Raw genomic sequence first — 13,979 nt, 5'->3', positions numbered from 1 at the left:
GAGGAGCGGAGCGTAGTGGAAGCTACGTGAGCATAGCTAGGTTCGGCAAACCTTGGGCCCCGCGAAAGTAATCGGAATTGACATCGAAGCTTCCCTTCACTTTCGTGGGTTTCAGGAAATATTCGACGTCGAGTAAGCTTCTAGAATTACTTCGTAATGGGAAGCGGACTTTTTGAACAACCTCATTAAGGGGGGAGCCGATTGAAGGTCGTATGGATCGAAGACGAGACCGAGCTGCTCAAGGAATGCGCGGATTATTTGCGGCGGGAAGATATCGAGGTTCACGGAGCGGCGACGCTGTCGGAAGCCGAGGGGCTCATTAGGGAAGTGAAGCCGGATCTGCTGCTGGTGGACTGGATGCTGCCCGGAGGAGAGAGCGGGCTGGATCTATGCAAGCGCAACGAGCGTGAATGGGGCTTGCCCATTATTATGGTGACGGCTAAAGGCGATGAGTTTGACAAGGTGCTGGCGCTGGAGCTGGGAGCGGACGATTATTTGACGAAGCCGTTCGGTCTGCGGGAGCTGGGCGCTAGAATGAAAGCGGTATTGCGGCGCACATCCAAGGGAAACGTCCGGGAGGACGGAAGGCATCGCGAAGATGTGCGATTACAGCGAGGATTGCTGCTGCTGGATAACGACAAATATGCGGCGCAGCTCGAGGATCGCCGTCTGGAGCTGACTCGCACGGAATTTATGCTGCTCTGGAAGCTTGCTTCCCATCCTGGACGAGTGTTCACGCGAACCCATCTCATGGACGAAGCGCTTGGCGACGATTATATCGGCTACGAGCGGACGATTGATTCGCATATTCGCAATTTGCGCAAGAAGCTTGGCGATCACGAAGCGGAGAAGCCTTACATCGAGACCGTATATGGCATCGGGTATCGGTTCTCCGAAGAGGCGAGGTGACCGGGATGACCGGCGCGCAGACTGACGGTTTGACCATTGGACGCGGACGGAATGGGTTAGCAAAGCGGCTGCGACTGGTTGCGATTAGCATAGCGGCGGCTTTGCTTACAGGATGGATCGTACAGATTGTACTTCTGGGCATGGAGAGCAGGGAACGGGAGAGGGCAGAGCTGTATTGGAACGGCTATGCAGTCATGTATGTCGAGTTGAATGGCGGCTTTGACGGATTACAGGAGCGGCTTGTGCGAGACGGGTATGTGTATGGCGCGGATTCCGACTTCGCCGTTCGAATCTATGCAGGCGATGATGATCATTACGAGAAAGTAGCAGAGGTTTCGCGGGGCGGTGAATGGAGCGGCGGACGCAAGCTGCCGGTTATGATCGGAGGTCGAATTGTCGGCTATACCGAGACGAGCATTACCTCCTTTGGCCATTCATGGTTCATAAAATTTGTTGTTCCTTGCATGACGGGGTTATTCGTATTGACTTGCGGTCTGATCCTTCAGCATAAGTTGAATCGGACGGAAGATCAGGCCGGTCGGCGTCTAGCGGAAGAATTGAAGACGTATATGGCGCAGCATCGCCATTTGCCCGTCGATTCCGGAGAGCGGGATTGGACGTCTTTGAAGGGAGAAATTGGCGACCTCTTGCGTCGCAACCAACAGCTGGAGACGGTCAGAACGACGATGGTGGCGGATATCGCCCACGAGCTGCGGACGCCGATTGCCATTATGCGAGCAACGCTGGATCATGCTTTGCAGTCAGGTGCTCCGCTGGCGCCGGACAAGCTTGCCGTTCTTCATGACGAGACGTTGCGGTTAAGCCGTCTCGTCCGCGATCTGCAGGAACTGGCGCTTGCGGAGAGCGGACATTTGCCGCTGTTCAAGTCCTGGTTTTCTATGACAGAGCTGGCCGAAGAGGTGTTGGAGACGCTTTCGGCGGCCGGAGAGGAACGCGGCATACGGCATGACATTACGGGACTTCCGGATGCAACGATGTACGGAGATCGCGGACGCATCAAGCAATTGTTAATTAATCTTGTCGGCAATGCGTTCCGTCATGCCCAATCTCTGGTGACGGTAGATTTAGCGTTAGCGGGAGGCTCGATCCAGCTTACAGTCAGCGATGACGGTCCGGGAATCGAAGAGGAGGAGTTGGAGAGGGTGTTCGACCGCTTTTATCGGGGAACGGAAACAGCCAAAGGCGGCAGAGGACGCGGAACGGGGCTTGGTCTGGGTCTTGCCATTGTCCGCGAATTCGCTCGAGCTCATGGCGGGGAGGCGGCGGTAAGAAGCCGTTATGGCGAGGGAGCCAGCTTTGTCGTAACGCTGCCGGTCATGAAGGAATAAGGGGAAGATAGGGGATGCCAGCCCCTTCTGCATAATATCTGCACATTTGGTTCATTAGGAATGCATAATGTTCTGCTACAGTTACGTCATTAGCAGAACAAGAGGTGAAAAGCATGTTTATTCGCGTACAAGGATTATCTAAAACTTACGGCAAGGGGACCGCGGCGACGAAGGCGCTTAGGGAAGTATCGCTTAACTTGGACAAGGGCGAGATGGTGTCCATTACGGGACCGTCCGGCTGCGGCAAAACGACATTGCTCCACATTCTCGCGGGCATCGAATCATGCGACAGCGGCGAAATATGGATCGGCGACGCGCCGATTCATGAGTGGGATGACGCCAAAATCGCGAAGCTCAGACTGGCGAAGATGGGCTTCGTCTTCCAGTCCTATCATCTCGTTCCTGTACTGACGGCGTGGGAGAATGCGGCGATGCCGCTTATTGCAGCCGGCATGCCCACGGGGAAGGCTCGAGTCAGAGCGCGAGAGGCTTTGTCCGAGGTTGGGCTTGCGGACAAGGAGAACAGCTATCCGGCTCAGTTGTCGGGCGGACAGAATCAACGCGTCGCCATAGCCAGAGCCATTGTCGCAAGACCGGACATTATATGGGCGGACGAGCCTACCGGCGCGCTTGATACGGATACGGCGGAGCAAATCATCGGGCTGCTGGAAATGCTTAATCGTCATTACGGAACGACGATCGCGGTCGTCACGCATGATCCGGGCATCGCGTCGCACATGAATCGTACAATCCGGATGCATCGTTCATGACGGAGGAAACGGATTATGATCGGCTCCGGCATCGTATGGCGGATGGCGTGGAGCAATCTCCGCAAGCAATGGAAGCAGACGCTGCTAACGATCGCGGCAGGGGCGATCGGCGCGATGCTCATCGCGGTCAGCTTTGTTAATTACGATTCCGTCCGCATAAGCGGAGAACGGTGGATAGAGACGAGGCTGGGCCCTATCAGTTCGAAGCTGACGCCGGAGGAGCAGCTTTCTGCCGGATTTACTTCAGAACAAGTCGCCTTGCTGGAGAAATACGTGGACGAACGATCGACCGATTATCGGGTGTTGCCTTATGTCGGAGCGGAGGCGACGCTCCGGGCTCATGACTCAAAAGGCGAAGAGAGCGGAGTGCTGAAGTCGGTGCTGGTCCTTGGCTTCTCCACGGAGAAGGCGGCGAGATTCGATTCTGCAAGAGCGGAGCTGTGGAGCCGCGGCATTGGCGAAAACGAGGTCATTCTGAACGAGGCGACGGCGTCGCAGCTCGGCGTTGCGGCCGGCGATGCGTTGGAAATCATCGCCTCTGACGGCTCCAAGCTGCTGCGCGTTCGCGAAATAACGCCGGAGCAAGGTTTGACGGGCTTCAGGGATTACGGCGCCTATGGCGGCACGGCGATCGTATCGGAGGCGCTGGCGCGCGAGATTGCGAAGATCGGCGAGGGCATCTATCCCGCTATATGGACGGGGACGGTTAATGATTCCCTGCCTGACAGAGCGATGTTCATCCTTCCGGAGCTGAATTACGAGATTCATTATTTGAAGGCCGATTATCGCGACAAGCTCGAAAGATTAAATTTCACCATCATCATCGGGATAATCAGCTTGGTAGCCATTGCTTCCAGCCTGATCTTCATGCGGCAAGTGCTCGTTATGATCTCGGAGTCGAGAAGGGGCATGTACGGCGTCCTGCGAGCGATCGGTTTGTCTCCCGGTCAGATCGGCGCCATGTTTGCGGCCGAAGCGTTGCTCTTGTCGTTGCTTAGCGCCTTGGTCGGCTCGCTTATCGGAATAGGCGCAGGATACGGTCTGGTATCTCTGTTCTACGGTACGTACAGCGACGTTTTGCAACGGATGACGGGCATGCATATTCCAATTCATCCGCATCTCTCGATAGTTGGCGCGGTATTGCTCTTTATATCCATCTTCGTTTTCCTGGCTGTCGTATCCGCATTCGCCGCACACAAGGCTGGCCGGTTCCCGGTAGTCGAAGCGCTGCGCGGCGGAGGCGAGCGGCTGGCACGAAAAGGATACAAGCATCGTTTGTTCGGATGGGTACTGACAGGGGCAGGGGTCTATTTCACGGTGATTCACTTCTATCTGGCATTTGTCGAGACACCGGATTTGAGCGGGGGAAACTTGTTGTGGGTGTGCGTCTCGTGGTTAGGCGCATGTTGCTTCCTCTTGTTCCTCCTCATACGGCTGTTGTCCATCATGAGCGGGCCTCTGAGCAGGTTGTTCGGGCGGCTGGGGATTCCGCCTCTCTCGGTCATGCTTGCGACGAAGTATCCCCGCAGCCAATCCGGAAGAACGTACACTACGGCGTTATTATTCGCTCTGATCATGATGATCGTGACGTTTACGGTGACCATCATGGGATTGATAACGGCATCGGGCGACGTCAGCCAGACCCCGCAGACGGTGCTGGGCAACGGCGGATATGCTTCATACCAGTCGGAGTCGGAGCGGGATCATATTATGTCCGTGGCGGACGGGGATGATTTTATCTCCGAGCATGTGGAAGCTCACATGATTTCTGAGCCGTTTATGATCGAAATGACGCCGGATTGGGTGGCGCAAGCCATCTTGCCAGTAACGGAGGAGCTGCTGAAGAGAGAGCTTCCCCCGCTGGCGGAACGCGATCCCAGGTTCGGCAGCGACGAGGAAGCTTGGGAAGCGGTGTTGAATGATCCCGGTTATATTATGCTGCCGTACTTTTACAAGACGAGAGACGATGTCTTTAAACCCGGACTAAAGGCGGGCGACACTGCTGCGTTCCCGGTGTATGAATACAAAAAGCTTAGAGCAATGGATGAACCCAAAGTGCTGTTGTTCGAGAAATCACTCACCGTAGCGGGATTCCTCCAGAAAGAGGCGTATCTTCACGTCATCGATTATTACGGCGAGACTTTTATGCACGCGGATGTCGTGGACGAACTTAAGGCATTTGGCTTCAAATGGGAAAATCAGAGGGCGCTCGGCTTCGTCTTATTCGATTTCGATTATCGGGACGTCGAGCTCGCCCAACAGTTGGAGGATCGATTCGCTCTAAACGGGGTACTGGGATTTACGGTGCCTTATCTGAATAATAGCGCGGAGTATCTGATGAACAAGCAGTTAGGCATCGGTTTCGTAGGCTGCGCGGTATTCTCCGGGATCATCAGCTTGATGGGACTCGCGGTTGTTCAGTATCGGACAGTAAGAGAAAGAGGACGGCAGATCGCGATGATGCGCTGCATCGGCGTGCCTGGCAAACAAATCTATTGGATGTTTATGCTCGAAGGTATTGTTATCAGCGCAGCCGGTCTGCTGACCGGTTGGGGCATCGGCGCCAGCGGCGCTTTATTGTTTACGCAAGCTGCGAGGCGGGACATGCCGGATTATATGGCGTTCGAGCCGTCCTATCTCTATGAGATCATTTTGCCGATCATGCTCGGGCTTCTGCTGCTCTCGGTGCTCGTCAATATTGCGCCCGCAAGAGCGGCTTTAAAGCTGAAGGCGGCGGAGGGACTTCGGAGCAATGACGAGTAGGGTTAATCATCAAGCTCGGCGGGAACTTTTTAAATAGTAACCAAAAGACGAGCATCGCGCTTAAACCGCGGTGCTCGTCTTCTTGAAAATCTAAAAATTTTTAAGTTCTTTTACCTTTTTCTGATACACACGAAAAAAAGGGAAGCTTCGACGCCAATTCCGTTAACTTTCGCGGTGCCCAGAGTTTAGTGAAACGAGCTGCACCACCAGAGAGTAGGGGCTCAGCTCGTTTACCTTCTCGCTCTTATTTGCCATTAAACGCGTTCAGCATCCATACATGTTTCTCCAGTGAAGTATGGATGGCGAGGAGCATATCGGCCGTTGTTTCGTCGCCGGCTTCCTGTGCAGCCTCCATACCTTCCTTAAGCTCGTCGATAACCGTCGAGAAGTCCTTGATGAGTTGGTCGACCATTCCTTCAGCGGATTCTTTGCCGCTGGCTTCCTTAACGGTAGATTCCTCCAGGTACTCGCTCATTGTCGCGATTGGCTTGCCTTTCACCGCTAGGAGACGTTCCGCGATCTCGTCGACATGCAGCGCCGCCTCCTCGTAGAACTCCTGGAACTTCGCATGGAGCGTGAAGAACTGCGAGCCTTTTACGTACCAGTGGTAGTTGTGAAGCTTAATATAGAGAACGCTCCAGTTGGCGATCTGCCGATTGAGATGTTGTTGGACGGTTTTTGTTGTTTTGGTAGTCATGTTTTTTCATCCTTTCGATTTTTGAGATTGGTTATTTCATATAAGTAAACCGGAATAGCGGCAGTGAAACCTTGTTTCCTTGGATATGCTGCAATAGGAAAACGTATCATTTCCAATCCAACGACTAGTTTGCTCTTCTGTGATCGGGTGTATGCATTGGGGGTGGTAAGTTTTGATATTATAATTAGATCAATTCCTTATTTATAATTATTACAAATTAAAAGCGAAATGTCAAGGCTGTTGGCCGTAATTGTATTTGCTAGCCGTGTAACGTTATGGGGACGAGCGGATGAGTATGAAAAAGCGAGTACATTAGGGCGCTGGCAGGCGGGGACGAGCGAATGTGTATGAATAAGCGAGTACAATGGGGCGCTGGCAGGCGGGGACGAGCGAATGGGTATGAAAAAGCGAGTACAATGGAGCGCTGGCAGGCGGTGACGAGCGAATGTGTATGAAAAAGCGAGTACAATGGAGCGCTGGCAGGCGTGGACGAGCGAATGGGTATGAAAAAGCGAGCACAATGGGGCGTTGGCAGGCGGTGACGAGCGAATGGGTATGAAAAAGCGAGTACAATGGGGCGCAGGCAGGCGGGGGCGATGGTGGTGTGGAAGGGTAGTTGTACGAGCACGAAAAAAGGATGCACCCTCCGCATTAAAGCCGAGGTTGCATCCTTCCCTGGATAAGTCCGAGCCGACGCGAATCCGAAAATTAAACGAGCGCCGCAGCTTCGTGGGCCTGCGCTTCGAGGTAACGTTCGCAGTCCAAAGCGGCCATACAACCGCTGCCAGCGGCCGTGATCGCTTGGCGATAGGTGGTATCCTGCACGTCGCCGCAAGCAAACACGCCGGGAATGTTCGTCGCGGAAGTGCCCGGCTTCACCAAAATGTAGCCTTGAGCATCCGTCTCGATCTGTCCGCCAAGGAAGCCTGTATTCGGCGTGTGGCCGATGGCGACAAATACGCCGTCCGCTTCCAGCAGCTCTTCTTCGCCGGTCTCGTTGTTACGGACCTTCAGGCCTTGCAGTCCGTTCTCGCCGGCTACGACTTCCAGCGGCGTACGGTTCAGGCTCCAGGCTACCTTCTCGTTGGAGCGGGCGCGATCCTGCATGATTTTCGAAGCGCGCAGCTCCTCGCGACGGTTTACGACGCGAACCTCGGTGGCGAAGCGGGTCAAGAAGCTTGCTTCCTCCATGGCGGAGTCGCCGCCGCCGATGACGATCAGCTTTTTGCCGCGGAAGAAGAAGCCGTCGCAAGTGGCGCAAGTACTGACGCCGCGACCGATATTATCCTGCTCTCCGGGAATGCCGAGATACTTGGCGGACGCGCCTGTCGAGATAATGATGGATTCTGCTTGCAGTTGCCCAAGTCCTTCAACTTCAAGCGTATAAGGCCGCTTGCCGAAGTCGACGCTCTTGACGGAGCCCATCTTGAACGTAGCGCCGAACTTCTGCGCTTGTTTTCGCATATTGTCCATTAACTCGCTTCCAAGGATGCCATCCGGGAAACCGGGAAAGTTTTCGACCTCCGTTGTTGTCGTCAACTGGCCGCCAGGCTGCCAGCCCTCGATGACGAGGGGCTCCATGTTGGCGCGGGCGAGATAGATGGCCGCAGTCAAGCCTGCAGGACCTGTTCCGATAATAATGGTTTTGTGCATAATCGTTACCTCCAGTATGATGTTCTCTCTTTTCGCGCGTTTTTGCGCAAGTGTTACATTAAAATTATTACAAACTGTAACATAAGTCAATACAGTTCATCTAACCTTCATCTTACCTGCGATAGAATGGATCGAGCCGTCAAAATTCACGGCTTCGGATTGGCGATTTCATCCCAAAACGAGTATGATGGAGACAGAGAATAAGACGTTGATTGCCAGTCGCAACCGTCTTTAAGAGAGGAGCAGCGAATTGCGTATGAGTACATCAATCCGGAAAGCCGTCATACCTGCGGGAGGACTCGGCACGCGGTTCCTGCCGGCAACGAAAGCGCAGCCCAAAGAGATGCTGCCGCTGATCGACAAGCCGGCCATTCAATACATTGTAGAGGAAGCCGTTCGTTCCGGGATCGACAGCATCGTCATCGTAAGCGGCCGGCACAAGCGTGCGATCGAGGATCACTTCGACAAGTCATTCGAGCTGGAGGCGGAGCTGGAAGCGCGCAATAACGAGACGATGCTTGCCATCGTCAAAGAAATTTCGCAGCTCGCGGATATTTATTATGTCAGGCAAAAGGAGCCGCTCGGGCTTGGGCATGCCGTATTGTGCGCTCGCAGGTTCGTCGCGGACGAACCGTTTGCGGTACTGCTCGGCGACGACATTTTGACCTCGAACCCGCCTTGCCTGAAGCAAATGATTGAAATTTACGAGCAGGAGCAATCATCCGTTGTAGCGGTTATGGAAGTGCCCTGGGATCAGACTCATAAATACGGTATCGTGGACATCGAGCAAGGGAGCCGAGTAGCCAGGGTTAAAAATATTATCGAGAAGCCGGCGCCAGGTCAAGCGCCATCCAATTATGCGGTAGTGGGACGTTACGTGCTGCATCCGTCCATCTTTGGCTTGCTGGAAGCCGCGAAGCCTGGCAAAGGGGGAGAAATTCAATTGACCGACAGCTTGCAAGAGCTGAACCGATTGTCTTCGCTGACGGCATTCCGCTTCGATGGCCGCAGGCACGATGTCGGCGACAAGCTGGGCTTCGTGCAAGCGACGATCGATTTCGCTTTGGAGCGGGATGATTTGTCCGCGGACGTGAGGCGTTATATGCTGGAGAGTCTGGGCTTGCCGAAGGAATCTTAAAACGGCTCGGTCGACTGTCTAAGAGAATAAGACTGTGTGTACAGTGTCTTTCTCGAAGACTCGTTACAGGCTGCGGCCTCTAAGCCATGGAAGTTTTGAACTCGCACTTAAAGAGACAGTCGCTCATGGCTCAGCGCCGCGTCGGCTGTCTTTTTGCAAAAAAAATGAACAGAACGCGTCCCGCCGCCAAAGGAAGCCGCAGCCGTTTCGCCTTGTTGCGGCAGGCTGCAGGGAGAACGCTGAGTCGATAGCCTGCCACTATTTTGAAATGGTGATTTTTTACTGTTTGAGCTAGAATAGAGAGATAGAGAGAGTTACTGGGCTGGGAGATGACTTACTTGTATTGCCATCAATGTATAAGAAGCTACGCAAGGGATGCACGGTTCTGCAGCCAATGCGGAAGAAGGCTTCATGCCATAACGATTCAAGCGGAGCAAGGGGATCACGGCGCGGTCGGATTGGCGGAGCAGGAGAGTGCGGCATCGCTGGAAATAGCGGACGGGAATCGGATCGATACGAAAGAGACGAAGTTCCCGGGAGACGTCGAGACGATGGAAGGAACGCAAGCCGTACGAAAGCGCGAGACGCTCTGGCCCGTCTTCTTCGGACTCGCGGCGCTGGTTCTTGTCGTTTCTTCGGGGCTTTTCCTGTTCTACAAGCATGAACTGAAAACGAACGAAGACGTGCTGCGGCTGCAGGTCGAAGCAAGGGCGGCAGCCTTGGGCGGGCAGTACGACGAGGCGATCGCGCTGCTCGAGCAAGCGATAAGAGCCCGGCCGGATTTTCGCGCGATTATCGACGATAACGAAACGGTTCATCATGCGGCGGAGCTCGAGCGACTGTCCGTTGAAATTCGGCAAAGGTTGGACAAAGGCGATGCGGAGGTTGCCCTGAGCGAGCTCGAGCATCTGAAGTCCGAGCTGAACGGACACAAGGAGCCTATCTACGACAAGCTTAAGGAGAAGGCGGACGGCTTTTCCATGGAGCTTACACTGCTGGAGCTGGCCGGCGATCTGACCGCCTTGACGACGATCGAGGAGCACGGAGAAATGTTGAACGTCGTGAACGGCTTGATCGGGCAGGAGGCGGAGGAGCTTCGCGCTCTTATCCTGGCCAGTATACGGAAGATAACGATTGCCGAAACGGAGTATTTGCTCCAGCGAAAAAACTTCTCCGGTGCGTTGTCAGCCTGCGACAAAGCGTTGACTTGGGCAAAGGAGGATGTGGAGCTGCTAGCTCTGAAGGAGCGCGTCAAGCAAGAGAAACATGCTTATGAGCAAGCGGAGCAGCTTCGAATTCAGCAGGCGATGGAAAACGCGGCGGAGGAAGATTTGATTAATCAGACGGACGCGATCGAGGTCATAAGCATTGATCATTCGTTGGATGATTTCGGCGACCTTTCGGTTGTCGGCAAGCTCAGAAACAAAGCGACAAGACCGATTTATAACGTCGAAATTACTTATTCCGTTAAGAGTTCAACCGGTGAAGTGCTGGGAAGCGGAACGGCGAGCGCAACGCCGGAATATATCGAACCGGGCGAAGAGATGACATTTACGGCGACAGTGAGCGGCATTTATGAAGGGGATGTCGTTGCCGTTATCGATAATAAGACTTGGTATTTGGATTAAGGAGCATGGACATGGGAATCAAATGGCGGATTGCGCTCATCGGCTCCCTTCTTATTCTGGCGGGAGGCGCTGCTGCGGGTTACGCGGTAAACGAGCAAGTGCCGGGTCAATTAAACGGCACTCCGCTTATCGCCGTAGGCGAAGTAAAGAAGTCGCTAAAGGATATTATTTTTGAAACGCAGAAGATGGTTGTCATGATCGAGACGGAAACGGGCTTGCAGGGCTCCGGCTTTCTATACAATCTCGAGGGAGATCTCATTACGAACGCCCATGTCGTGGAAGGAGTCAGGCATGTGCGAGTGAAGACGGCTGATGCGCGCGATCTCGATGGAGAGGTTATCGGAATCAGCACCGAAACGGATGTGGCGGTTGTGCGGGTGAAGGAGCTTGTCGGCACCCAGCCGCTGTCCATGATGCGATATGAGCGCGGGGAAGTCGGCGATGATGTCATGGCGATCGGAAGCCCGCTGGGCTTCCAGAACACGGTCACGACAGGCATTATAAGCGGCGTCGGACGAAGCTTCCAGATCGCGCCGTACACGTACAAGGATTTGTATCAAATCTCCGCTCCAATCGCCCGCGGCAACAGCGGAGGTCCGCTTGTCGACATGAATACCGGCGCCGTGCTAGGGATTAATTCGGCGGGCCTGGAGGATGAAGGCATCGGCTTTAGCATACCGATCTCGAACGTATTGTCGATGGCAGAGGGATGGTCCAGGCAGCCGATGGACAGGCTTCCCAATCTGAAGGTTGTGGAGACGCACGATGAGAAAGAACAAGATGTTTCTCTGGATCAGATGGCGGAATATTTGGTGAAACATTATTACGACAGTCTGAACAATCGCGATTACGTGTATGCTTATTCGTTGCTTGGAGAAGGATGGAAGGAAGGGACGAGCTATGTCAAATTCCGCGAGGGATATTTGACAACTCGTAACGTCGTCATTGACGATACGCACGTCTCTTCTCCAGAGGACAACGAAGCGACCGTAACGGCGATTTTATCCGTCGACGAACGCAAGGACGGCAAGTACGCACTGAGCAAATATCAAGTCAGCTATCGGATCGGTTACGAAAACGACCAGCTTAAGCTGATCTCCGGCAAAGGCAAGGCGATACGCAAATAATTTGGAGCCCCGCGTCAAGTCGGATTTTTTCCGATAAGGCATCCTTCCATGGTATGGAGGGCCATTATTGGGCAAGCGACGCCGTAATGCGCTTGAAGTCGAGCGGACTCGTGAGGGGGGATGAAGACGGCACCTTCCGTCCGGATCGGCCGTTGACACGAGCCGAAGCGGTTGTTATGATCAACGCGTTGCTTGGCGTAGAGCCAAATGTTCATGCTGGTCCTCTCTGGCCCGACGTGCCGAGCGATCATTGGGCGATGGCGATATTCAGGCCGTATATGGGGGAAGGAGTTAACATAAACGTATGAATAATCTTCGAATCGGTATGATTGGTCTCGATACCTCTCACGTGTCCATATTCACCAAGCTGTTGCATGACGCAACGCATCCCTATCATGTGACCGGCGGGCGAGTTGTCGCTGCGTATCCGGGAGGCTCTCCGGACTTCCCGCTCAGCTTCAATCGGGTAGCGGGATATACGGTGGAGCTGCGGGAGCAATACGGTGTACGTATCGCAGATTCGCTGGAAGAGGTGGCGGAAGAGTGCGACGCGATTATGCTGGAGTCGGCCGACGGACGGGTCCATCTGGAGCAATTCCGGGCCATCGCGAAGTACGGCAAGCCGGTATTCGTTGATAAACCATTGGCGTTAACGACATCCGAAGCCAAGGAAATCGCGTTAATCGCCGACGTTAACGGCGTTCCGATCATGAGCTCTTCTTCGCTGCGGTACGCAGACGCGCTTAGCGCGGAGCTTGGTCGAGAAGCGGCGGCCTCAATCTCGGGAGCGGAAGCTTTTGGTCCGCTGCATATTCAGGCTACGCAGTCTCATTACTTTTGGTATGGTATTCATGCAGCAGAGATGCTGTACGCCATCCTTGGTCCTGGCTGCGAGGAAGTAACGGTGGAAACTACGGTAGAGTTCGAGCTGATCAAAGGCAGATGGCGGGATGGGAGAATCGGTACGGTACGCGGCAATCTCAATGGCAATGACGAGTTCGGTGCGCATATTCATCGCCGCGATGAGACGGTTTATTTCCAGGTCGGTTCCGCGCCAAAACCTTTTTACGCCAGCTTGCTGGAGCAGGTCATCCGTTTCTTGCAGACAAAGAAACCCGCGGTTGAGATTTCGGAGACGGTGGAGATCATCCGGTTTCTTGAGGCGGCGGAAGAGAGCAGAGCTAGCGGGTTGTCGGTGAAGCTTTAAGAGGGGACATGCGGTTAGCATGTCGGGATCAACTTCAACTGCCATAGCGATTAGGCATTGAAAAAACAGACGCTCCATCCTACCCTGACTGGGAGGATGGGGCGTCTGTTTGGTGTAATGCCCCTAATTGCTTGGCGGAAGATGACTAGCAGGATAAAGACGTTAGCAGCCGGGATGGCGGCTTATAATGCGTAAAGTTCTAATGTAACGGTATCGGAAGGCTGAATCGTGTAATTTAATAATGTTGCCGGTACGGTTCTTCCGTTCAGCTTGATCTGATAACCGACATTGCCGCTTATCGGAACTCCGCCGATGCTGACGATCTGGTCGTCAGCAGAGAAGCCGACAGAGCCTGTCGAAGCAAGCGCTCTTCCGATCGTAAGTCCATGCCGATATGGAATCGTGAAGCTGTTTGTCACTCCCGGAAACGCGGCCCCGCCATTGATGACAACCGTTACGAAGGCTTGAGGCGCAGAGGTAGTTGACGGTCCTGGACCCGATACCGGAACAGGAATGGGGAGAGGAATCGGAAGGGGGACTGGCGGCCAAAAGCCCGGTCCGCCCCATGGTCCTAGCCCAGGACCATGCCAGCCAGGCCCGTGTCCGTGTCCTGGTCCATGTCCATGCCCCGGTCCATGTCCATGCCCCGGTCCATGGCCGTGTCCAGGTCCATGACCGTGCCCGGGTCCATGGCCGTGTCCGGATTCATGACCGTGCCCCGGCCCGTGTCCGGATCCA

The 13,979-nt window shown here is 54.3% G+C and carries 12 protein-coding genes; 9 read left to right on the top strand and 3 right to left on the bottom strand.

Annotation, left to right across the window (positions count from 1 at the left end):
• Positions 1-201 precede the first annotated feature (201 nt).
• From PAT3040_RS31495 to PAT3040_RS31480, 4 genes are all read left to right on the top strand, one after another.
• Positions 202-909, top strand: coding sequence for a response regulator transcription factor (locus tag PAT3040_RS31495; RefSeq protein ID WP_108995790.1), 708 nt, complete (start codon positions 202-204; stop codon positions 907-909).
• A gap of 5 nt (positions 910-914) precedes the next feature.
• Positions 915-2,258 (top strand): sensor histidine kinase, encoded by a 1,344-nt coding sequence (locus PAT3040_RS31490; protein ID WP_108995789.1) that lies wholly within the window; start codon positions 915-917, stop codon positions 2,256-2,258.
• A 113-nt stretch (positions 2,259-2,371) separates the two neighbouring features.
• Positions 2,372-3,028 carry an ABC transporter ATP-binding protein gene (locus PAT3040_RS31485; protein WP_108995788.1) on the top strand — a complete coding sequence of 219 codons (657 nt, stop codon included), beginning with the start codon at positions 2,372-2,374 and terminating at the stop codon, positions 3,026-3,028.
• 15 nt (positions 3,029-3,043) lie between these two features.
• Complete coding sequence (locus PAT3040_RS31480) at positions 3,044-5,791, top strand: ABC transporter permease (RefSeq protein WP_108995787.1); 2,748 nt, start codon at positions 3,044-3,046, stop codon at positions 5,789-5,791.
• A gap of 244 nt (positions 5,792-6,035) precedes the next feature.
• Here the strand turns inward: PAT3040_RS31480 and PAT3040_RS31475 are convergent, their stop codons facing one another.
• Both PAT3040_RS31475 and trxB read right to left on the bottom strand, forming a co-directional pair.
• Complete coding sequence (locus tag PAT3040_RS31475; RefSeq protein WP_087569831.1) at positions 6,036-6,488, bottom strand: Dps family protein; 453 nt, start codon at positions 6,486-6,488, stop codon at positions 6,036-6,038.
• A gap of 708 nt (positions 6,489-7,196) precedes the next feature.
• Positions 7,197-8,141 carry a thioredoxin-disulfide reductase gene (gene trxB / locus PAT3040_RS31470; protein ID WP_087569830.1) on the bottom strand — a complete coding sequence of 315 codons (945 nt, stop codon included), beginning with the start codon at positions 8,139-8,141 and terminating at the stop codon, positions 7,197-7,199.
• Positions 8,142-8,397: 256 nt separating this feature from the next.
• Here trxB and galU point away from each other — a divergent pair, with 256 nt between their 5' ends.
• The 5 genes from galU (at position 8,398) to PAT3040_RS31445 (ending at position 13,241) form a co-directional block, all read left to right on the top strand.
• Positions 8,398-9,279 carry a UTP--glucose-1-phosphate uridylyltransferase GalU gene (gene galU / locus PAT3040_RS31465; protein WP_087569829.1) on the top strand — a complete coding sequence of 294 codons (882 nt, stop codon included), beginning with the start codon at positions 8,398-8,400 and terminating at the stop codon, positions 9,277-9,279.
• Between the two features lie 338 nt (positions 9,280-9,617).
• Positions 9,618-10,907 carry an FxLYD domain-containing protein gene (locus PAT3040_RS31460; protein ID WP_108995786.1) on the top strand — a complete coding sequence of 430 codons (1,290 nt, stop codon included), beginning with the start codon at positions 9,618-9,620 and terminating at the stop codon, positions 10,905-10,907.
• 11 nt (positions 10,908-10,918) lie between these two features.
• Positions 10,919-12,034, top strand: coding sequence for a S1C family serine protease (locus tag PAT3040_RS31455; protein WP_258235257.1), 1,116 nt, complete (start codon positions 10,919-10,921; stop codon positions 12,032-12,034).
• A gap of 53 nt (positions 12,035-12,087) precedes the next feature.
• A complete protein-coding gene (locus PAT3040_RS40190; RefSeq protein WP_108995784.1) occupies positions 12,088-12,342 on the top strand; it encodes an S-layer homology domain-containing protein in 255 nt (84 codons plus the stop codon).
• Positions 12,339-13,241: a Gfo/Idh/MocA family protein gene (locus PAT3040_RS31445; RefSeq protein WP_108995783.1), complete on the top strand. Its 903-nt coding sequence runs from the start codon at positions 12,339-12,341 to the stop codon at positions 13,239-13,241. The genes PAT3040_RS40190 and PAT3040_RS31445 overlap by 4 nt, the downstream gene beginning before the upstream one ends.
• Positions 13,242-13,423: 182 nt before the next feature.
• Here the strand turns inward: PAT3040_RS31445 and PAT3040_RS37710 are convergent, their stop codons facing one another.
• On the bottom strand, positions 13,424-13,660 hold the full coding sequence (locus tag PAT3040_RS37710; RefSeq protein WP_108995782.1) for a hypothetical protein: 237 nt from the start codon (positions 13,658-13,660) through the stop codon (positions 13,424-13,426).
• Positions 13,661-13,979: the final 319 nt, after the last annotated feature.

The sequence above is a fragment of the Paenibacillus agaridevorans genome, assembly GCF_003112455.1.
GTDB lineage: Bacteria > Bacillota > Bacilli > Paenibacillales > Paenibacillaceae > Pristimantibacillus > Pristimantibacillus agaridevorans.
The sequence above is the reverse complement of the archived record's forward strand: the minus strand, read 5'-3'. Positions and strand labels throughout refer to the sequence as shown.

What these genes read in the sequence shown, in the direction of transcription:
- PAT3040_RS31490 (WP_108995789.1), top strand. Translation starts at nt 915, where the DNA reads ATGACCGGCGCGCAGACTGACGGTTTGACCATTGGACGCGGACGGAAT.
- PAT3040_RS31485 (WP_108995788.1), top strand. Translation starts at nt 2,372, where the DNA reads ATGTTTATTCGCGTACAAGGATTATCTAAAACTTACGGCAAGGGGACC.
- PAT3040_RS31480 (WP_108995787.1), top strand. Translation starts at nt 3,044, where the DNA reads ATGATCGGCTCCGGCATCGTATGGCGGATGGCGTGGAGCAATCTCCGC.
- PAT3040_RS31475 (WP_087569831.1), bottom strand. Translation starts at nt 6,488, where the DNA reads ATGACTACCAAAACAACAAAAACCGTCCAACAACATCTCAATCGGCAG.
- trxB (WP_087569830.1), bottom strand. Translation starts at nt 8,141, where the DNA reads ATGCACAAAACCATTATTATCGGAACAGGTCCTGCAGGCTTGACTGCG.
- galU (WP_087569829.1), top strand. Translation starts at nt 8,398, where the DNA reads ATGAGTACATCAATCCGGAAAGCCGTCATACCTGCGGGAGGACTCGGC.
- PAT3040_RS31455 (WP_258235257.1), top strand. Translation starts at nt 10,919, where the DNA reads ATGGGAATCAAATGGCGGATTGCGCTCATCGGCTCCCTTCTTATTCTG.
- PAT3040_RS40190 (WP_108995784.1), top strand. Translation starts at nt 12,088, where the DNA reads ATGGAGGGCCATTATTGGGCAAGCGACGCCGTAATGCGCTTGAAGTCG.
- PAT3040_RS31445 (WP_108995783.1), top strand. Translation starts at nt 12,339, where the DNA reads ATGAATAATCTTCGAATCGGTATGATTGGTCTCGATACCTCTCACGTG.